Below are 17913 nucleotides of genomic sequence, written 5' to 3' on the forward strand. Positions count from 1 at the left end.
GGCTCCATCACTACAATCACCACCGCCCCCACACCGCAACCGGCGGCAAACCACCCATCACCAGGTTGACCAACGTCCCTGGGCAGTACACCTAGGACCTGTGGTCCAGGGCGATCGGCCGATGGTCGCGCGAGAGCCTGATGCCTAGGCTGCTGAGCAGGAATCGGCAGCTCAGGAAGAGGTCACGATGCCCGTCAACGGTCATAGTCACATCCGCATCGCCCGGCCATCCCGGGACCTGGCAGTGGCCGAGCGGTTCTGGGTGCGGGGGCTGGGACTCGGTGTGGTGTGGCGGGCCGAGAGCGGGCCGGAGCCCGGTGGGCACGACCTGCTGATGGTGGGCTGGCCGGACGCCGACTGGCATCTGGAGCTGGTCCACGAGCCCGCCCGGCCCGTTGAGCCCCAGCCCACCGAGGAGGACCTGCTAGTGATCTACGTCGACGGCCCGGTCCCCGATGACCTGGTCACCCGCCTGGAGAAGCACGGCGGCAAGCGGGTGCCGTCGCCGAACCCGTACTGGAACCAGTGGGGCGTCACGATCGAGGACCCGGACGGCTACCGGCTCGTGCTCTGCGAGCGGGGCTGGTCGAACGCGTAGCGGCGGGTGCTCACCGGGCGCGCTGTCGGCGGGATGGCGCCGAGCTGCTCGAAAACGTCCCAGCCCGCCGGGCGAGGTCGGTCCACGCAGCTCCCAGAGCGACCCAGTAACCGCGGCGGGTGCGGATGGCGCGCATCGTCTCCCACTCTCCGGGACGCCCCAGGTCGTCGATGCCCGACTCGCTGCCACAAGACGGGCGGAGTTTCTCGGTAGGCACACCGTCACGCCAGAACGACGGCCCGGCCGGACCGCAGATCCGGCACACGGTCTCCGCCGTACCCAGCGACCCGGACGCGGCCCGTTCAAGGACTCGCCGTTCCCGGTCGACAGGGAGTGGCGGCGGAGTGCGCCACGGGGCGGGTATGTTCATCACCTGCTGGAACACGTCCCAGTCCCGCGGCTTACTGCGCGGTCTCCCCCACTGGGCGCCGTGGCCGATCCACCATCCCCGAAAGTCGTGCAGGCCTTGAACACCGTCCCACGAGCCGGGCTCCGCACCAACGTCGCCGATGCCAGACCCTCTGCCGCAGCAGCCACAGATGGCGGAGGTCGGCCAGCCGTCCTCCCAGAACGTGGCCCCGCCCCACCCGCACATGCGGCAGAACTCCTCGGGGGAACCGGCGCGCTCGGTATCGTCCCGTTGGCCGGCATCCTCAGCGCCAATCCCCAGGGGTGGTCTGTCTCTGTCGCAAGAGATCCCAGTTTCTCGGTTACCGGTCAGAGGGGATCGGTGAACGAGACCGGCTTGCCGGTGGCGTGGGCGTATGCGATCTCCCTGCTCGTGGACTCGCCGATATAGCCGCCCGGGTTGACGACCAGAACCCGGTCAGCCAGGTCGATCTTGCGCAGGTGGAGGGCGTCCAGCGCGGTCTTCTGCTCTTCGCTGATCAACTTCCCTGCTCCGTGTTCCTCGGCGCGCGGGAAGACGCCTGGCGCGACGACGATGACACCCTCGAAGGTCAGATCACGGTTGGCCGCGCTCATCTCGTCCACGAACCGGGTAGAGCCGCAGATGCAGACAACCTCAGGTCGGTCGGGCACGGCTCAGTCCTCCGGGTAGAACGGGAAACCTTCAGTGTGCGCGTAGCCGTCACGCACGGGCATACGAGCCAACAGTTTACGCAGCGAGAGGGACACCACGCGGCTGCACCGTCACACGCGGGGGGGGCGCGGACCTTGCGGTGCCTGCGCGTTGTCCTCTTCCTCGCCCTTGAGCATGGGCGGTACGGGGCACTTGTGGTGCGGGACGATCAGGCCGGTGTTGGCGTAGGCACCGTCACCGTCACCGAGGACAGTCACTCCATCGCAGTGGGCGGCCAGGCCGGAGTCCCAACAGGTTTTCGTCTCCGCCGCGTTGCCGGGCACCGGGCGGACCGTGGCCACTATCAGGCGCGTCTCCGGATGACCGGGCCGGCGACGGCTGCGGGACTGGAACGAGGCTGAGGTGTGGCAGCGCCTGCACCTGTTGCTGCTCTCCGAGCTGCGGACCGCAGACCTGCTGGACTTCTCCCTCGCAGCGGTCGACTCCAGCCACGTCCGCGCGAAGAAGGGCGGGCCGGTCACCGGTCCGTCCCCGGTGAGCCGGGCAAGGCCGGCAGCAAGCGTCATCTGATCGTCGAAGCGAAAGGCATCCCGCTCGCTGCAATCACCACCGGCGGCAACCGCAACGACGTCGCCCAACTGACCCAACGGATCCGGCTGATCCAGCTCGTCCCGCCGGTCCACGGCAAGCGCGGCCGGCTACTCGCGCCGCCCCAAGCGCCTGTACGCCGACCGCGGCTATGACCAAGAGGCGTTACTACAGGGATAAGACCGCCGGTTCCGGATCACCTCGTACGTCGTGCGCTGCTGCACTGGTTCCGCCGCCTGCGTATCCGCTGGAAGAAGCGTAGCCGGGCCCGCGCCGCCTCACATCCGGGATCTCAGGACGTCGACCTCACAGCCCGACGCGAAGGGGTCGAAGCCGTGCTCGATCAGCCAGCGAACTGCCAGCAGGCTTTCGCAACGACCACCAAGCGTGGAGTACGTGCAAGTCGATGTCGGCGCCATAGCCCGCGATGACGTCGTCGAGGTGCTCCTCATGTCCGAGCGTGAAGGTGGCGAGGTCGTACAGGGCGTCACCCTGGCCGGCTTCGGACCAGTCGATGATGCCGGTGACCTCGTCGCCTTCGACGAAGACGTGCGCGATCTGCAGGTCGCCGTGTGTGAACGCCGGAGTCCACGGCCGGAGTGCTGCCTCGGCGACCTGTCGGTTGCGGTCGACCAGGTCAGCGGGCAGGAGGCCGTTCGCCACGAGCAACTCGCACTCGTCGTCGAGTTCCGCCGCCAGCGCGACGACGCTCCGGCCGGCCCGGCCGGCTCGGGGCGGCAGGGGCGCGTCGTGCAGGGCCCGAATGGCGGCGCCCGCCGCGGCCCACGCCGCCGGCGAACCGGTCGACGGCCCACCGAGGCGCCCAAGTGTGGTTCCTGGGAGTGCGGCGATCGCGAGCACGGGGGGCTTGCGCCACAGGACTTCCGGGGTCGGGACCGGCGCGAGGGACATCGCCTCGACCTCGGCGTCGATGCGCGCCTGGTCGGCGTCCACCTTCAAGAACACGTCGCCGGCGCGCACCGTCACGCGCTCGGAATGGGCGACGACGACTTCGACATCCATGGGCGACCAGTATCCCGGGGATGACCGCCGACGTCGCCGGGTTTCTCACATGCGATTACGCGGCTGACCGCGCCCCTCTGACGAGGCCGGCCCACCACTCTGTCAGTAATTCCTAGGCCGCCATCAGCGCCGCCAGGGCGCGGTCCATCGCGGCGTTGAACTCTTCCGGCGTCAGCTGCAGACGGGACTTGACGTCCCGACTCCACTGGTCGGCGAGGACCTCGGTGGAGCCCGCCTCGACACCGTCGAGCGCCGCGTCGGCCAGGTCCGACGGCGCGATCTTGTCCACGGGCCAGCCCGCGGCCATGTCGGTGTCGGCCAGACCGAGATGTACCGCTGTGACGAGCGTGCCCTGCTCGGCGAGCTCCAGGCGGACGCCGTTGGTCATGGCCCAGGCGGCGGCCTTGGTCAGGTGGTAGGCATTGGCACCGTTGTTCCCGAACCACGACATGGCGGAGAGGACGTTGACGATCGCTCCCCCGCCGTTCCTGGCGAGCGCCGGCGCGAACTCCCGGATCATTCCCAGGTGGCCGAACATGTTGGTCTCCAGTTCGTGCCGCACCACGTCCAGCGAACCGGTCACCAGGTCGGTCCCCGTACTGATTCCCGCGTTGTTGATGAGCAGCGAGACGTCCGGGGCGGCCTCGGCGGCGGCCCTCACGGATGCGGGATCGGCGATGTCGAGGGTCAGCACCTCGACTCCGGGCAGCTCCACGGTCTCCGGCCGCCGGGCCGTCGCGTAGATCTTGCGGGCGCCCCGTTCGAGCAGGCGCTGGGTGAAGGCGCGGCCCAGGCCGCGGTTGGCTCCGGTGACAAGGGCGACGCAGTTGTTGATGTCCATGGCGGGTACGCTAAAACCTGACGTTGGCGTCAGGGGCAAGTGCTGGTCGTCGAGGCCGGCGGTGAGAGGAATCACCATGACTGTCACAGTGGCCGCAGCCGAGCGGCTGATCCGCATCGGCCAGGTGGCACAGGGAGCCGGCGTATCGGTGCGCGCCGTGCGCTACTACGAGCAGCAGGGGCTGCTCATCGCGGAACGCAGCCCATCCGGCCAACGCCTGTACCGGCAGGACGCCATCCCTCTGGTCCGCTTCTTCCAGCAGATGTTCGCCGCCGGCCTCACCAGCCGAAGGATCACCGAACTCCTTCCGTGTTGGGACTCCGGGCACACCGACGCCGAGCAACGAGCCATGCTGCGCGCCGAGCGTGAGCGCATCCAGGCCAAGATCGACGACTTGCAGGCTGTCCTGGGCCGCCTCGACGAGGTCATCGCTGTCACGGACACGCACCCGTAGGCGCGGTCGGCCTGACGTCTCACCAGCGATCCCGTAGGGGTCCGAAGAAGTCGCGCACCGCGTCAGTGAACGCTTCTCATCCTGTGGTCCGCGGGTGATGACGGCTGGTGGTCGGGGGCGTGACGGGGCAGGGCTCCTGATTGTTTCGTCTGGTGACCTCACTCGCCAACGTCTCGGCACAGGAAGTCTCCACCGCCACCGCCAGCCGGTACGTGAGCGAAACCGTCGGCATCCTCGCCGAGCGCGCCCCGAGCCTGCACGAGGCCTCCGCTGGCCGCCGCCCGACGGCTTCGCCATCCTCGACGGCACCCTGATCGCCACCGACCGCATCACGGCGGACGAGCCGTACTACTCGATGAAGCACCGCCGTCACAGGATGAACGTGCATGTCGTGGCCGCCCCAGACGGAACACCCCTGTGGTTCTCGCGAGCGTTGCCCGGCCGCACGCACGACCTGACCGCAGCCCGCGCACATGGTGTGATGGGTGAAACGACACCCACCGACAAGCTCCGCAACCGTCGCGCCGAGCTCGTCTTTCTCGGGCTCGAGAACACCATCGAGCACGACTACGCCGAGCGCGCCGGGACCTCCTTCCGCTACGTCCCCTTCACCGGGCTGCGCCGCCACCGCTCCGCCAACAGCCCGGCGATGCCGATGCCGATGCCGATGCCCTTGGCCGTTGCCCGTGGCGCCCCCGCCGCCTTCACGGCGCTGCGGCGCGAACGGCCCGGGGCTCGTACGTCTCAGTGCCCTTCGGTGTCGGCGCCGCGCTCGCCCGTGTCCCCGTCGTCATCCGCGAAACGACCCGCATCAGCACCGCCGTCCGCGCCCAACTCGGCGCCCCGCGCCAGCGGTATGGCGTCCTGCACGTCGTCTGCAAAGGCAACCTCGCCCCCAGCTCGCCAACCGCCCCGGGTACTGGCAGCTGGAGTACCTCCACGACGACATGCCGCACGCCCTGGCCCTGGCGGGCCTCGTCATCGGCCGGGCGGGAGCCACCACACTGGCCGAACTCGCCACCCTGGAACTGCCCGCCGTCCTGGTGCCGCTGCCGGCCTCCGTCAGCCGCGGGGACCAGGTTCCGTCTGCGCGATCTTGGACATCGAGGGGCCCGGGACCACTCTTGGACGGCCGCTTGGGATCGGCTCATCATCGCTGAGCTGCAGTGTGTGGTGGCGATGGGGCCTTCCAGCGGGCAGCGGACTATCATCCGCCCCTGTGGCCCGACCCATCCCGGCCTCAGCAGTTCCATCTGGACTTCGGCGTCACGGACTTGGACCAGGCCGAAGAACAGGTGCTGGCGGGCGGGGCCGGCGTATCTATGCCGACCCGGCAGGACATACGTTCCGCCTGGTCCGACACTGAGGACGGACCGCCGGATCAGAAGCTCCGGGGAAGACCACAGCTCGGTCAGCAGTAGAGCCGACGCAGGTGGGGCCAGGTCCGCGGGCCGACCTTGCCGTCCTCGGCCAGGTTGGTGTCGCAGGCGTAGTTCACGGTGCGCTGAAATTTCTTGGCCGCTGCCTGGGAGTTGCGGCCGAAGATGCCGTCGATCGTCCCCGGATTGTGGCCGTGGTACTGGAGGAGGCACTGGGCTTCCTTGCCGGCGGAGGTCACCTGCGAGGAGGACGGAACGACAGTGGTGCCGCTGTAGTAGCCGGCGGAGAGGCGGCCGGTGGAGCTCATGCTTACGTTGCACGAGTAGGCCGCAGCAGCGGTGGCGCCGGTCTCGGCCGCGGCGGCGACGCCGCCGGTGGCCGTGCCGCCCAGCAGGGTGAGGGAGGCGAGCACGAGCGAGGTACGCCTGCGGGTTGCGGTGAGTGCCATGGAGGGCTCCTGGAGATGAGTGTGGTCGATCTGGACCCTGAGCTGCCAGGTCACGTGCGGCGACGGCCGGCAACCCGTTGCTGAGCTACGTCGGGCCCGTCAGCAGCTGGAAGCGGTGTCGATGCGGATCCCGGTCACCGTGAAGGTGTTGCTGAAGTTCTGGTTGTGGTTCGGATCCACGCACAGATAGGACGTCGCACCGGTGCCATTGTGGATGTAGCGCAGGTAGACCCGGTCGTCGTTGCGCGTGTTGACGACATAGTTGGCGCCTCGGCTCCGGGAGCCGAGATTCTGGTAGGAGGTCGTGACGTCCTGGAACGCGGCCGTGGGGTCGTCGTCGTTCCAGTCGCTGGAGGTCAGATAGAAGCAGACGCGCGGCCAGTCGCACCCCCTGCGGGAATCAGCCGAAGCGGCCGGCGCCGTAACCATCGTGGTGGTGGCGAGGGCAGCGGCCGCTGTCGCCACAACGGCCGAGCGCTTGGTCGTCCTGCGGTTCGCTCGTACGCGCACAAGAATCAGCTCCCGTGTTGCTCTGGTGGATACACGTCCGGACAGGCACACCTGACTGTCTCCGCAGCACAGGCGCCACGGATACCGTCAAGGGATGCGGTTCAGCAGACCGTGGGGTTCAGGTCACGCAGCTTCGGCCAGGTCTTCGGGCCGATCGAACCGTCGGCTTTCAGCCCGTTCTTCTTCTGGAAGCGGATCGTCGCGGCCCTGGTGTCGTCACCGAAGATGCCGTCCACCGTGCCGGGGCTGCACTTGACGTACTCCAGCAGGCACTGGGCCTCCTTGACGATGTTGCCCTGGGAGCCCTTGGAGATGATGGTCGTCAGCGTCTTGCTGTAGTCGTAGCCGTGGTAAGGAGTGCCGTCGACGGTAAAGGCGATGTGGCGGTCCGTGCAGGGCGCGCTGGCCGTCACCTGCACTTCCTTCAGATCATCCTTGGCATGGGCCGAGCCCGCGAAGGCCGTGCTCGCGAGGGCGACGGTCGCGATGCCGATACCGGTGAGCCGAGGAGTCTTCGTGATGGTCATGGTCTCTCCCCGTCGTGGTCCATGGGTGAGGCGTTGCTCGCCCGCCCCAGTCTGGGGACGTCTCACGGCCGGCGGAACCTGGAACATTGCAGGTATGTGGCCGCCCGGCGGCGCGGCCCGCGCCGGAGCCGGCTGCCCCGGCGCGGGCCGCGGCCGGCGCCGCCGCCTTGAGCACGACTCGCTGAAGGGATCCGGCGAGCCGACCCGCTCGACCGCGCGTGCCTCGGACGGTCCTGCACCATTGGGCCCGCGCTGTGGCAGATCACGCTCTCCGGCGGTCCGCAGCAGCGGGTGCCCATTGGCTCGCTCGCCTCATTGGGCTAGCGGCGCCGCCCTCAGCAGACCCGGACCCCGTCGATCATGTTGTTCCAGGGGGTGTTCGCGAGGCTGTCCTCCGTGTGGTAGGCGTGGCTGTCGAACTTGTAGACCCAAGATCCCTGCCAGTTGTAGAACCGAGCCCGCGTGCCGGTGGTCTGGTTGTTCTTGTACGAGGTGAGGCGGTCGTTGAAGCCGTAGTCGCTCAGGTCGCGGAGTGCACACACGTACAACGACAGCTTGGTGCCGGTCCAGTTGGCGCCGTCCCACATGCACAGGTACGTGTAGGAACAGCCGGTGCCGGCCGCCGCGCCGGGCACGGACACCGTGATCTTCGCGCTGCCGTCCTTGGCACGGATCTCGTTGTAACTCACCTGTTCCGCCGGGACCTTGATGTCCGCCAGTTGGGCGTCCACCCGGTCTTGCAGCTGAGCCGCCTGCCGGGCCGACAGGCCGACCGCCTTCGCCTCCGCCGCGTACGTCGACTCGGCCGACTGCGTGGCCCGGTCGGCGGCGGCCGCGGTACCGCTGCCGACTCCGAGTGCCAGCGCCATGCCGCAGAGCAGGGCAGTCGTGCGCTTCGTGGTCCTGGCCTTGAACTTCATGGATTTCCCCTCCGTCGGGACCGTGCCTCATGAACAGGTTCCGACCGAGGGTGACTGTCGCGCACCACACTTTGGCCTCAGCCACATCGAACACCCAACAAGTCCAGTCCCATGGGCGTCGCCGTGTGCAGTACGTGCTTGCCGTCGCGGCGGCTGGTCAGCAGACCGGCTTCCCGCAGCACCGCCAGCTGCTGACTGGCGCTCGGCAGGGAAATGCCCACTGCCGCCGCCAATTCCGAGGTGGTGCCGCAGTCGCGCGCCGCCGTCTCGCGGAGCAGGAATGCCCGGGTTGAGCCAAGGAGCCGGGCAAGTTCGGGGGCGGCGGCCGAGAGCGGGGCGACCGTCTTGTCAGCCGGGTAGACCAGCACCGGCCGGAGTGCCTCGTCGATCAGGGTGATCGGCCGGCGCCAGCAGAAGTAGGAAGGGATCAGCCGCAGGCCGCGCCCGTGAAGATGCAGGTCTCGCTCGACCGGGTAGTCCACCTCCAGCACGGGCGGATGCCACACCGCCATGGGCCGGAACGTCTCCAGCAGGGCCCGTGTACCGCCGGCCGCCAGGGTGCGGGACCGCCAGGCGACGTCGGCGCGGACAGTCGCGTCGATCCGGTCCCAGGCGGGTGCCAGAAACGCCTCGTGGTAGGTCCGCAGTCCCTTGCCCAGCAGGCACAACGCCTCAATGTCGCCCCGGGCCAGAGCCGGGTAGGCGACCGGCTTCCTGGCCGCTGCCTCCAACGCTGTCAGCTCCGCGCGCAGTTGGCGTCCGGGCGTGGACAACACCCGGTCGATTCCGGCCGTCAGGCTGACGTTCTCACCCTCGAGGTGGGGAGTCAGGAAGTCCGGCATGTAGACGGCGTACGGCATCAGGGTTCGCAGCATTCGCACCGCCCACTGGGGCGCCCCGCCGCTCCTGATGCGCGTACGAACCGCCCGCCGCCAGGGGTCGAAGGCGATGGATCCGCCCTTGCTCTGAAGTCGGCAGACGCTGCAAACAATCTCCCAGAGCGGGTCGGGACTTCGGGCGATCCGGATGTTCTCCAAGTCCTGACTGGTGAAGTGGATCCTCAGCAACGACTTCCTCCGACGTCCTGGACGTGGGCACGAAACGCGCAAGGCCCAGGCTGAGGGCCTCGCATAGCCATTTGATCGACGTGGGATAAACGCGGCCGTCCGGGCGCTGCGTCGTAGGGATCACGTTCGTGCGCCGAGCGGCACGCACGTGGGAGGTGCGATCACCGCCCGGGGCCGTCCGGCGTCCGCGGCCCAGCGCGCCCACCTGCGCCTGCCGCTGCTGCCCACGACAGCCATCGGCTCGTTCCCGCAGACCGGCGAGATCCGGACCGCCCGCGCCGATCTGCGCGCCGGCCGCATCGACACCGCCGGGATCGTCGAGGCCATCGACGACCTCGACGCCGACGTGATCAGCCTGGAGACCGCCCGCTCACACATGCGGGTGGCCCGGGAGTTCGCCGCCCACGGCTACCCGCGGGAGGCCGGACCGGGTGTCTACGACATCCACTCCCCGCGCGTGCCGAGCACTGAGGAGGCCGCGGAGCTGCTGCGCACCGGCCTGTAGGCGATCCCCGCCGAGCGGCTCTGGGTCAACCCCGACTGCGGCCTGAAGACCCGCGCCTCGCTGGGGAACCTGGTAGCCGCCGCACGCGCCGTCCGCTGTGAGCTGCCGGCCTCCTGACGGAGGAACGCGGCAGGAATTGGGCCAACGGTGCGCGGCAAACCGCTCCAGGTCGGCGTGGACGGCAGGCCCGTGATCAGCCATGGCCGAGAAGGAGTTGGAGAGTCTGCCGGACATGCGCGGACAGCTCGGCAGCCCGACCGCCAGGATGCGGATGCTGCGTGACACGCGCTGGCCGACGTGGGCGGGTTTCTGGACTCTGTGGCCGAGGCGCTCGACGCCGACGCCCAGGACGGCGGCATCCCGAGCGTACGATTCCGAGACGCTTCGGTCCCCGCCCTGCTCACCAGCGCCCGACCGTGGAACACCTTGCCGTGACCGTTCCGGACGCGCGACCGGCACATGCAGCCCGTGAGTGGGAAACGAAAGCCGTCGATGTCACTGGGCCCGCGTCCCGCGCGGGCCGTACGTGTGGCCGCGCCTCCTTGCCTGTCGGTGTTCAAGGCCCGGTATGGAGGAGGACCGGGTGCGGGACCCAGCCGGTTCGCGTCGGCCGGCCGCGGCCACCCGGGCCGGCCGGCGGGTGCGCGCGGCCAGGTGTACGCCGGCGTCCGCGTCCGCCGCGGCGAGGTCGAGTGGGTCAGCGGGTGCGCAGGCGTGCGGTCTGTTCGGTGCCGACGTCGGTGGTGCGCCGCAGGTATCGCTCGATGACGGTGAGCTCGTCGTCGGTGAAGTCCTCCAGCGCCTGGCCGAAGGCTCTGCCGGGGGTGTCCCAGGCGGCTTCCACCTCGGGGGCGCGGCCACGGGTGAGGGTGACGAGCATCTTGCGCCGGTCGCGGGGGTCGGGGTGGCGTTCGACGAGGCCGGCTTTCTCGAGGCGGTCGACCAGACGGGTGGCTGATCCGGAGGTCAGTCCTGTCAGCTCCGCGATCTCGCCCGTGGTGCGGGGTCCGGGTTCGAGGGCGAGCAGGCTGACGCACTGGAGGTCAGTGGAGTGCAGGCCGAGGCGTTCAGCCATGGCCTGCTTGAACAAGGTGTAGGCGGCGTGGTGGCGCCGGGCCGTCACGGTGACCGCCTCGACCAGCTCCGCACGATTTCGCTTTGACATGGAATCGCCTCGCATCCTACTTATATTTGCGTCACGCAGATACTGTGTGGTGCAGATACTTTGTAGCACGACTCTTTGGGGGACCCATGACCACCCGCACTCCCGAGCACCTGCGGGCTCTCTACGGCCGCTGGAGCGACCTGTGGCGCGGCGACTTCGGCCACGCCGAGGAAATCCTCGACCCCGGCTTCGTCATCCACCAGGCCCGCCCGGACGGCAGCGACTCCGAGGCCACCACCGGTCCCGAGCGCCTGCTGCCCGAGATCGAGCAGACCATGGCCGCCTTCGGCGACATCACCATCACCACCGACCTCGGCCCGATCGTCGACGGCGACCTGATCTCCGCCCGCTGGACCATGCACGCCACCTACACCGGCGGCATCCCCCAGGCAACAGCCCCCGTCGACACGAAGATCTCCTTCAGCGGCAATGACATCCTGCGCGTCCACGACGGCCGGTTCGTCGAGTACTGGACCTGCACCGACGTCCTCGACGGCCTGTCCCAGCTCGGCGCCGTCTCCGGCCCCAACGGCCCTGCCCAGCGCTGACAGACACGACCGAACGCGAACAGGCAGCGGCGCAGGCAGTCGACGTGCCGATTGCTGAGCGGGGAGACGCGGGCACGTACCCGGCGACAGGGTCGTGTCCCTCGGCACGGCGCTGGGCGACGGCGGTGTCCAAGTAGCGGGTGTGCCGCGGGACGACGGCGTTGAGGACGAGGCCGAGGGCGGCGAGTTGCGGCAGTTGCTGCGCTGGGTGTCTGCCGGACACCCCACACCGGTGCTGGTCCGCGACGGGCGCGCCACGTCCCTGCCCTCCCCGCCCGGCGGACCGGGACTCCCCCTCGGTGTGCTGCCCGGCACGTCCTACACCGCCGACGAGACCCCGCTGCGGATCGGCGACATCGTCCTCATCTACTCGGACGGCCTCACCGAGCGACGGGACGGCGACCCGGACCTGGACACACTGCGCTTCCTCGACGCCGCCGAGTCCTCCTTGCGGACGGCGGCCCCGGGCCCGGTCCGGGAGGGGTTGCACGCCTACGCCGAGCACCTCGTCGCACGCCTCGACGGCCCGCACCGCTCGGACGACGCCACCCTCCTCGCCCTGCGCCGGATCGCCCCGCACAGCGGATAACGCACTGACCGACGTCGCGGTCCCGATCGCGGCGTACGCGTCGGCACGATGGGCTCCGCATGGGCTCACGGACCCGTTCTGATCCTCCAAGCGGCTCTGTCCGCAAGCCACTCACCGGTTGAGCAGCCCGGCCAGGGCCCCTCTCAGATCGTCGACGGTGCGAAAGAGCACCGCAGTCATCCCCAGCTCACGTGCCGCCTCGACGTTCTCCTCCCGGTCGTCGACGAAAAGACATCGGTCAGCGCGGGCACCGGCCTGCTTCGCGGCCATTTCATAGATGCGACGGTCCGGCTTGGCGACACCGACGAGCGAACTGTTGATCACGCTGTCCGCGAGGTCGGCCAGCCCGAGCGCGGTCAGGTCTTCGTCGAGCCACACAGTCGCGTTCGTGACGAGGACGACCGGACAATGCCTCCGGGCCTGACCGAGGAGGCTCACCACCGCTTCATCCGCCCAGAAGTCAGCTTCGGTGAACGCCTTGGCCAGCGCACGAGCGTCACTCAACGACGCGTGGGCTCCGAGGCCGTGCACGATCGACTGCGCCCACGCGTCCCTGGTGACCTGTCCGAGCAACAGCGGCAGGTCGTTCTCCGACGGCGTCGAAGGGCAGTTCAGAAGCTTCTGTCGCGGTCCTCATGCTGCATGGATACCACTGAAGTTGGCGTGGAACGCCGGCTTCACTTCAGGTGCCGAGCCAGGAACCCGGCCGCCGCTTCCCCCGCGAACTCCGGGACGCCGGTGTGACCGCCCATGTTGGCGTGCAGTGTCTTCTCCTGGGAGCCGAAGGCGTCGAACAGGTCCAGGGCCGACTGCCGGTCGTTCGCTTCGTCGTCCCACTGCAGCAGGACGTGCAGCGGGATGGTGACCCGACGAGCCTGCTCGAGGATGGCGCGAGGCACGAAGCTCCCGGCGAACAGGACGGCGGCCGAGACCCGCGGCTCCACCACCGCGAGGCGGACGCCGATGGAGATGACTCCGCCCGAGTAGCCGACCGGGCCACCGATCTCCGGCAGTGACAGAAGTGCGTCCAGGGCCGTCTGCCATTCCGGGACCGCCCGCTCGACCAGCGGCAGAACGAGGGCGTCGACGACCTCGTCGCCTACCCGCCGACCCGCGCTCATCGTACGGCGCAGATCGGCGCGGGCCTGCTCGACGGCGGGCCAACGGGGCCGGTCACCGCTTCCGGGGAGTTCGATGGTGGCCGAGGCGAAACCGTCCGCCGCGGCGCGCCGGGCCCGGGCCACCAGTCGGGGGTACATCCGCTGGAGTCCGAGCGGCGGGTGACCGAGCAGGATCAGGGGTGCAGATGCGGACGGGGATGCGGACGCGGGTGTCCACAGGATGCCGGGGATCTCGCCGATGGTGAACGGGCGCTCGCAGACACCGTCGTCGAGGCGTTGTTCGGAAGTGAACCGCATGGTTGTGCCTTTCGGGAGGGCTGTTGAACGGCGCTCCCGGACGACCTATCGCCCGACCGTGACTCCGGAGGAGAGCACCCATGTGGATTCGCTCACGGGTACCACCTCCTCGATCTCTCGCACGGCCTCCGGAAACGTAGCAGTGAGCACGGCTGTCCGCCAGTCATTTCTTCGGCGGCGCCCAAGCCGGAGAGGCCGTGGCCGGTCGGACTCTTGATACTCGGCTGGTCAGCGGAAGACCGCCACCTGACGCCGGAACATGCGGGATGCTCCGTTGGACGGGTCCCACAATGTCTCGTCACCGATGTGGAAGTACTGGCTCATCGCGGCACCTTTCAGTGGGTCATGACCGACCAGGGTGTTCGACCGGATCCTTGCGACCAATGGCTCTCAGTGCGCACCACGGGTCGAGCGCCCCGGAGACAGCCGTGTACGAAAGTCATGAGGCGATCGACTTATGGCTGATGCACCGTGCGTCTGGGCGCCGTTGACTGATCGAATGACGACCCAAGTGCCCGAACCGACCGCTCTCGCCGCGCGTGCCCTGGCGCCCGACTTGGCGCGAGGCTTCATGCTGCTGTTCATCGCGCTGGCCAACTCCCACTACTTCCTGAGGGGGCCGTCAGTGCTCGGAGGCTACCCACAGGGCGGCTCGCCTTCGGACTCGATGGTCATCTGGCTGATCTCGACGTTCGTCGACGGCCGGGCGTTCCCCATGTTCGGGCTCCTCTTCGGCTACGGCGTCGCCCACATCGTGCGCCGGCAGGAGGCCCGCGGGCCACGGTCGGTGCGGCGACTGCTGTGGCGGCGCAGTCTGGTGCTGGTTGTCGTCGGTTTCCTGCACGCGGTGCTGCTCTACGTCGGTGACATTCTGGCGGCATACGGTGTGCTGCTGTTGGCAGGCGCATGGATGGTCCGCTGGAAAGACCGCTGGCTGCTGCTGACCGCTCTGCTGTTCTTCGTACTCGTCTCCCTGCCGAGCGGCGACTCGGCGACCATCAGCGGCGATCCGCCGGACAGCTCGATGCTTCCCACGGACGTGCTCACGATGGTCACCGAGCGGGTACAGGTGGCGCCCTTGGTCGCGTTGTTCGGGCCGCTCGGATTCATGTGTCCGTTCGCTGTCGGACTTTGGGCAGGACGCCGACGGATCCTGGAGCAACCGGAACGGTATCGGATACTGCTGCGTGTCACGGCCTCCGTCGGAATCGCCGCCGCCGTACTCGGCGCCCAGCCCATATCGCTGATGCTTGCCGGCGCCGTGGGCGTTCCGGGCCAACCGGTACTGGAGCTGATCGGGCCTCTGCACGACTCGACGGGCATCCTGGGAGGGTTCGGGTACGCGGCTCTGGTGTCACTGCTTACCCGTCGGCTCGAGCTCCGACGGGGAACGATGGTGAACGCGATCGCCGCCGTCGGTCAGCGGTCGATGACCTGCTATCTGGCACAGTCAGTCATCTGGGCGCTGGTCTTCACTCCCTTCCTCCTCGGCCTCTCCGCGGCCCTGTCCGTCACCACTACGGCACTTTTGGCCCTCGCAACCTGGATCGCGACGGTGCTGCTGGCGCACCGCATGCACCAAGCGGGACAGCGCGGCCCGTTCGAGGTGCTGGTCCGGCGTGTCACCTATCGGCGCCCGGCCCGATCCGGGCGGGACCGCCCGGATCGGGCCGCACGACCGTCCCCGTGAGGTGAGTGGACCCCAGCTGGGTTGCGGCATCTACGCCAGGGACCGGCCCGGTCGACTTGGGCAACGGCGTGGCACTCGACCGAACCAACGTCCGGGGGCTGCTCGGGAGCCCGCGGGACGAACGACGTGAGCGCCATGGGGTGCTGTGATCCTCATGGCTTCCGGATACGGCCCGGTGCGACGCCGTGGTTCTGGACGCGGGCGTCCGGAGCGTTCTGGGCCAGGCGGGCGGCCAGGGTGGCTGCGAAGTCCTCGGCGCGGGCCAGCTGGACCCGCAGTTTCTCCACCTGTTCGGCGGCGGCCTGCTGGTACGTGCGCACGCGCTCCAGCAGGGCCTCGCGCTCGTCGGTGTCGAGAACGCCGTCGCCGTCCAGACGGTCGGTGGCGTCCAGCAGGTCGCGCATCTGCTCCAGGGTGAAACCGAGCGGCTTCATCCGGCGGATGACCATGAGCCGGGCGACGTCGGTCTCGGTGTAGAGGCGGAAGCCTCCCTGGGAGCGGGCGGAGGGAATGACCAGGCCGGTCTCCTCGTAGTGCCGGATGGTGCGCAGGGACAGCTCCGTCCGCGCGGCGACCTCGCCGATCTGCATGTGCTTGTCGTCCACGCCGTTCTCCTGGCTCTCCCCGTCGTGGCGGGCCGCTTCCCGTGCGACCCCACCCACCTCTACTCTAACGTTAGGGTAGAGTTGTCGACGGTGAGGGCGGCCCGGCTGTCCTGCCTCTGCCGTTTCCGGGGCCGATGACGCCCCCGGCGAAGACCCGATTCTTGCAGGAGTGAGCGTGCGCGAGCCCATGACGCCCATCGCCGCCGCCTGCCCGCCGTGACCCTTCGCCCGCGGATGTGAGCCGCCCGGCTGCCCGTGTGCGCCGCCCCGCCTCGCGTCCCTCCCCTTTCCGACTCAGCGGCCCGCTCTGCGGGTCGTCCGCGGGGTGCCGGTCCGGCCCCTGCTCGCCCTTCCCGCACGCCCCGGCCTGCCGCCGGCGTGCGCCCGAGCACGACAGGTACGCATCTCCTTGTCTTCTGCTGCTGTGACTCCTGCGGCGCGCCTGCGTGGCCTGCGCCCCGACTGGCTGAACAACCCGAAGGTCTGGCGCACCGAGGTCCTGGCCGGCCTGGTCGTCGCCCTGGCCCTGATCCCTGAGGCGATCTCGTTCTCGATCATCGCCGGTGTCGACCCCGCGGTCGGCTTGTTCGCCTCGTTCACCATGGCCGTGACGATCTCCGTCGTCGGCGGACGCCGCGCGATGATCTCCGCCGCCACCGGCGCGGTCGCGCTCGTCATCGCGCCCGTCAACCGTGAGCACGGCCTTGGCTACCTGGTCGCGACCGTCATCCTGGCGGGGCTCTTCCAGATCGTCCTGGGCGCGGTGGGCGTGGCCAAGCTCATGCGGTTCGTGCCTCGCTCCGTGATGACCGGCTTCGTCAACGCCCTCGCCATCATGATCTTCATGGCGCAGGTGCCGGAGATGCACGACGTGCCCTGGCCGGTGTACCCGCTGATCCTCGGTGGTCTGGCGCTGATGGTTTTCTTCCCGAAGGTCACCAAGGTGATCCCGGCGCCCCTGGTGTCCATCGTCATCCTCACCGTGATCACCGTGGCAGCCGGGATCGCGGTGCCCACCGTCGGCGACAAGGGCGAGCTGCCGTCCTCGCTGCCGGTGCCCGGCCTGCCCGACGTGCCCTTCACCCTGGACACCCTGACGACCATCGCCCCCTACGCCCTCGCCATGGCGCTGGTCGGCCTGATGGAGTCGCTGATGACCGCGAAGCTGGTCGACGACATCACCGACACCCACTCCTCCAAGACCCGTGAGTCCATCGGGCAGGGCATCGCCAACATCGTCACCGGCTTCTTCGGCGGCATGGGCGGCTGCGCCATGATCGGCCAGACCATGATCAATGTGAAGGTGTCCGGCGCCCGCACCCGCGTCTCCACGTTCCTGGCGGGCTCGTTCCTGATGGTGCTGTGCATCGCCTTCGGGCCCGTCGTCTCCGACATCCCCATGGCCGCCCTGGTCGCCGTCATGGTCATGGTCGCCTTCGGTACCTTCGACTGGCACTCGATCGCGCCCAAGACCCTCAAGCGGATGCCCACCGGCGAGATCGCCGTCATGGTCATCACCGTGATCGTCGTGGTCGCCACCGACAACCTGGCCATCGGGGTCGTGGTCGGCTCCCTCACCGCCATGGTCATCTTCGCCAAGCGCGTCGCGCATCTCGCCCAGGTCACCGCCGTCACCGACCCTGACGGCAGCACGGTCGTCTACCTGGTCACCGGCGAGCTGTTCTTCGCCTCCTCCAACGACCTCGTCGGCCAGTTCGACTACGCGGGCGACCCGGAGAAGGTCGTCATCGACCTCTCGGCCGCCCACATCTGGGACGCCTCCTCCGTCGCCGCACTCGACGCGATCGAGACGAAGTACAAGCAGCGCGGCAAGACGGTGGAGATCACCGGCCTGAACGACCCCAGCGCCGACCTCCACGGCAAGCTCACCGGCGAACTCGCCGGCAGCCACTGACCCCGGCGCCGCACGCCCACAGCAGAGGACCCCGGCCCAGCAGGACCGGGGTCCCCTGCGCCCCTGAAGAGGGCGGACTC

Annotated in this window: 19 protein-coding genes and 7 pseudogenes; 12 read left to right on the forward strand and 14 right to left on the reverse strand. The window is 69.0% G+C overall.

Annotation, left to right across the window (positions count from 1 at the left end; genetic code table 11):
• Positions 1–187: 187 nt before the first annotated feature.
• Positions 188–598 carry a VOC family protein gene (locus tag KUM03_RS21800; RefSeq protein ID WP_217250966.1) on the forward strand — a complete coding sequence of 137 codons (411 nt, stop codon included), beginning with the start codon at positions 188–190 and terminating at the stop codon, positions 596–598.
• A gap of 717 nt (positions 599–1315) precedes the next feature.
• Here the strand turns inward: KUM03_RS21800 and KUM03_RS21805 are convergent.
• Both KUM03_RS21805 and KUM03_RS21810 read right to left on the reverse strand, forming a co-directional pair.
• The gene (locus tag KUM03_RS21805) at positions 1316–1582 is read right to left on the reverse strand and encodes a hypothetical protein (RefSeq protein ID WP_254399734.1); all 267 of its coding nucleotides are present in this window, start codon (positions 1580–1582) and stop codon (positions 1316–1318) included.
• A gap of 168 nt (positions 1583–1750) precedes the next feature.
• Positions 1751–1963: a hypothetical protein gene (locus KUM03_RS21810; protein WP_217250968.1), complete on the reverse strand. Its 213-nt coding sequence runs from the start codon at positions 1961–1963 to the stop codon at positions 1751–1753.
• Between the two features lie 49 nt (positions 1964–2012).
• Here KUM03_RS21810 and KUM03_RS39285 point away from each other — a divergent pair.
• Positions 2013–2390 (forward strand): annotated as a pseudogene (locus KUM03_RS39285) (transposase); the annotation flags it as partial.
• 116 nt (positions 2391–2506) lie between these two features.
• Here the strand turns inward: KUM03_RS39285 and KUM03_RS21820 are convergent.
• Positions 2507–3251 (reverse strand): annotated as a pseudogene (locus KUM03_RS21820) (phosphotransferase family protein).
• Positions 3252–3363: 112 nt separating this feature from the next.
• Positions 3364–4092, reverse strand: coding sequence for an SDR family oxidoreductase (locus tag KUM03_RS21825; protein WP_217250970.1), 729 nt, complete (start codon positions 4090–4092; stop codon positions 3364–3366).
• A 76-nt stretch (positions 4093–4168) separates the two neighbouring features.
• Between KUM03_RS21825 and KUM03_RS21830 the strand changes: the two genes are divergently transcribed.
• From KUM03_RS21830 to KUM03_RS38505, 4 genes and pseudogenes are all read left to right on the forward strand, one after another.
• Positions 4169–4546: a MerR family DNA-binding transcriptional regulator gene (locus tag KUM03_RS21830; RefSeq protein WP_217250971.1), complete on the forward strand. Its 378-nt coding sequence runs from the start codon at positions 4169–4171 to the stop codon at positions 4544–4546.
• Between the two features lie 185 nt (positions 4547–4731).
• Positions 4732–5030, forward strand: a pseudogene (locus KUM03_RS21835) (transposase family protein); the annotation flags it as partial.
• A gap of 202 nt (positions 5031–5232) precedes the next feature.
• Positions 5233–5706 (forward strand): glycosyltransferase, encoded by a 474-nt coding sequence (locus KUM03_RS39290; protein ID WP_374225376.1) that lies wholly within the window; start codon positions 5233–5235, stop codon positions 5704–5706.
• 24 nt (positions 5707–5730) lie between these two features.
• Positions 5731–5912, forward strand: a pseudogene (locus tag KUM03_RS38505) (VOC family protein); the annotation flags it as partial.
• A 45-nt stretch (positions 5913–5957) separates the two neighbouring features.
• On the opposite strand, the gene KUM03_RS21845 reads toward KUM03_RS38505, so the two are convergent.
• The 5 genes from KUM03_RS21845 to KUM03_RS21865 all read right to left on the reverse strand — a co-directional run bounded on the left by KUM03_RS21845 (position 5958) and on the right by KUM03_RS21865 (position 9368).
• Entirely contained in the window at positions 5958–6374 is a 417-nt protein-coding gene (locus KUM03_RS21845) for a peptidoglycan-binding protein (protein ID WP_217250973.1), read from the reverse strand.
• 99 nt (positions 6375–6473) lie between these two features.
• Positions 6474–6884, reverse strand: a complete 411-nt coding sequence (locus tag KUM03_RS21850) for a hypothetical protein (RefSeq protein WP_217250974.1) — start codon at positions 6882–6884, stop codon at positions 6474–6476.
• A 101-nt stretch (positions 6885–6985) separates the two neighbouring features.
• Positions 6986–7411 (reverse strand): peptidoglycan-binding protein, encoded by a 426-nt coding sequence (locus tag KUM03_RS21855; protein ID WP_217250975.1) that lies wholly within the window; start codon positions 7409–7411, stop codon positions 6986–6988.
• Between the two features lie 335 nt (positions 7412–7746).
• On the reverse strand, positions 7747–8331 hold the full coding sequence (locus tag KUM03_RS21860; protein WP_217250976.1) for a peptidase inhibitor family I36 protein: 585 nt from the start codon (positions 8329–8331) through the stop codon (positions 7747–7749).
• A gap of 77 nt (positions 8332–8408) precedes the next feature.
• Positions 8409–9368, reverse strand: coding sequence for a helix-turn-helix transcriptional regulator (locus tag KUM03_RS21865; RefSeq protein ID WP_254399704.1), 960 nt, complete (start codon positions 9366–9368; stop codon positions 8409–8411).
• A 178-nt stretch (positions 9369–9546) separates the two neighbouring features.
• On the opposite strand from KUM03_RS21865, the pseudogene KUM03_RS39295 reads away from it, so the two are divergent.
• Together KUM03_RS39295 and KUM03_RS21875 are read left to right on the forward strand one after the other, a co-directional pair.
• Positions 9547–9693: pseudogene (locus KUM03_RS39295) on the forward strand (hypothetical protein); the annotation flags it as partial.
• A gap of 18 nt (positions 9694–9711) precedes the next feature.
• Positions 9712–10020: pseudogene (locus KUM03_RS21875) on the forward strand (5-methyltetrahydropteroyltriglutamate--homocysteine S-methyltransferase); the annotation flags it as partial.
• A 580-nt stretch (positions 10021–10600) separates the two neighbouring features.
• Here KUM03_RS21875 and KUM03_RS21880 read toward each other — a convergent pair.
• Positions 10601–11068 (reverse strand): MarR family winged helix-turn-helix transcriptional regulator, encoded by a 468-nt coding sequence (locus KUM03_RS21880; RefSeq protein ID WP_217250978.1) that lies wholly within the window; start codon positions 11066–11068, stop codon positions 10601–10603.
• A gap of 86 nt (positions 11069–11154) precedes the next feature.
• Here KUM03_RS21880 and KUM03_RS21885 point away from each other — a divergent pair, with 86 nt between their 5' ends.
• Positions 11155–11616 carry an ester cyclase gene (locus KUM03_RS21885; protein ID WP_217250979.1) on the forward strand — a complete coding sequence of 154 codons (462 nt, stop codon included), beginning with the start codon at positions 11155–11157 and terminating at the stop codon, positions 11614–11616.
• A gap of 94 nt (positions 11617–11710) precedes the next feature.
• Positions 11711–12205, forward strand: a complete 495-nt coding sequence (locus KUM03_RS21890; RefSeq protein ID WP_308406378.1) for a SpoIIE family protein phosphatase — start codon at positions 11711–11713, stop codon at positions 12203–12205.
• 111 nt (positions 12206–12316) lie between these two features.
• Here the strand turns inward: KUM03_RS21890 and KUM03_RS21895 are convergent, their stop codons facing one another.
• From KUM03_RS21895 to KUM03_RS38510, 3 genes and pseudogenes are all read right to left on the reverse strand, one after another.
• Positions 12317–12778, reverse strand: a complete 462-nt coding sequence (locus KUM03_RS21895) for an HAD family hydrolase (protein WP_217250980.1) — start codon at positions 12776–12778, stop codon at positions 12317–12319.
• Positions 12779–12882: 104 nt separating this feature from the next.
• Complete coding sequence (locus KUM03_RS21900) at positions 12883–13623, reverse strand: alpha/beta hydrolase (RefSeq protein WP_217250981.1); 741 nt, start codon at positions 13621–13623, stop codon at positions 12883–12885.
• Between the two features lie 234 nt (positions 13624–13857).
• Positions 13858–13995: pseudogene (locus tag KUM03_RS38510) on the reverse strand (DUF6086 family protein); the annotation flags it as partial.
• Positions 13996–14122: 127 nt separating this feature from the next.
• Between KUM03_RS38510 and KUM03_RS21905 the strand changes: the two are divergent.
• Positions 14123–15313 (forward strand): DUF418 domain-containing protein, encoded by a 1191-nt coding sequence (locus KUM03_RS21905; RefSeq protein WP_217250982.1) that lies wholly within the window; start codon positions 14123–14125, stop codon positions 15311–15313.
• A gap of 152 nt (positions 15314–15465) precedes the next feature.
• Here the strand turns inward: KUM03_RS21905 and KUM03_RS21910 are convergent, their stop codons facing one another.
• A complete protein-coding gene (locus KUM03_RS21910; protein WP_217250983.1) occupies positions 15466–15918 on the reverse strand; it encodes a MerR family transcriptional regulator in 453 nt (150 codons plus the stop codon).
• Between the two features lie 409 nt (positions 15919–16327).
• Between KUM03_RS21910 and KUM03_RS21915 the strand changes: the two genes are divergently transcribed.
• A complete protein-coding gene (locus KUM03_RS21915; RefSeq protein ID WP_217250984.1) occupies positions 16328–17833 on the forward strand; it encodes a SulP family inorganic anion transporter in 1506 nt (501 codons plus the stop codon).
• Positions 17834–17913: the final 80 nt, after the last annotated feature.

It is taken from the genome of Streptomyces sp. AC602_WCS936 (assembly GCF_019049125.1).
Taxonomy (GTDB): domain Bacteria; phylum Actinomycetota; class Actinomycetes; order Streptomycetales; family Streptomycetaceae; genus Streptomyces.

Bases quoted from the DNA above. Each gene is read 5' to 3' on its own strand.
- KUM03_RS21905 (WP_217250982.1), top strand. From the start codon at position 14,123: ATGACGACCCAAGTGCCCGAACCGACCGCTCTCGCCGCGCGTGCCCTG.
- KUM03_RS21830 (WP_217250971.1), top strand. From the start codon at position 4,169: ATGACTGTCACAGTGGCCGCAGCCGAGCGGCTGATCCGCATCGGCCAG.
- KUM03_RS21880 (WP_217250978.1), bottom strand. From the start codon at position 11,068: ATGTCAAAGCGAAATCGTGCGGAGCTGGTCGAGGCGGTCACCGTGACG.
- KUM03_RS21900 (WP_217250981.1), bottom strand. From the start codon at position 13,623: ATGCGGTTCACTTCCGAACAACGCCTCGACGACGGTGTCTGCGAGCGC.
- KUM03_RS21800 (WP_217250966.1), top strand. From the start codon at position 188: ATGCCCGTCAACGGTCATAGTCACATCCGCATCGCCCGGCCATCCCGG.
- KUM03_RS21885 (WP_217250979.1), top strand. From the start codon at position 11,155: ATGACCACCCGCACTCCCGAGCACCTGCGGGCTCTCTACGGCCGCTGG.
- KUM03_RS21805 (WP_254399734.1), bottom strand. From the start codon at position 1,582: ATGAGCGCGGCCAACCGTGATCTGACCTTCGAGGGTGTCATCGTCGTC.
- KUM03_RS21825 (WP_217250970.1), bottom strand. From the start codon at position 4,092: ATGGACATCAACAACTGCGTCGCCCTTGTCACCGGAGCCAACCGCGGC.
- KUM03_RS21845 (WP_217250973.1), bottom strand. From the start codon at position 6,374: ATGGCACTCACCGCAACCCGCAGGCGTACCTCGCTCGTGCTCGCCTCC.
- KUM03_RS21855 (WP_217250975.1), bottom strand. From the start codon at position 7,411: ATGACCATCACGAAGACTCCTCGGCTCACCGGTATCGGCATCGCGACC.
- KUM03_RS21860 (WP_217250976.1), bottom strand. From the start codon at position 8,331: ATGAAGTTCAAGGCCAGGACCACGAAGCGCACGACTGCCCTGCTCTGC.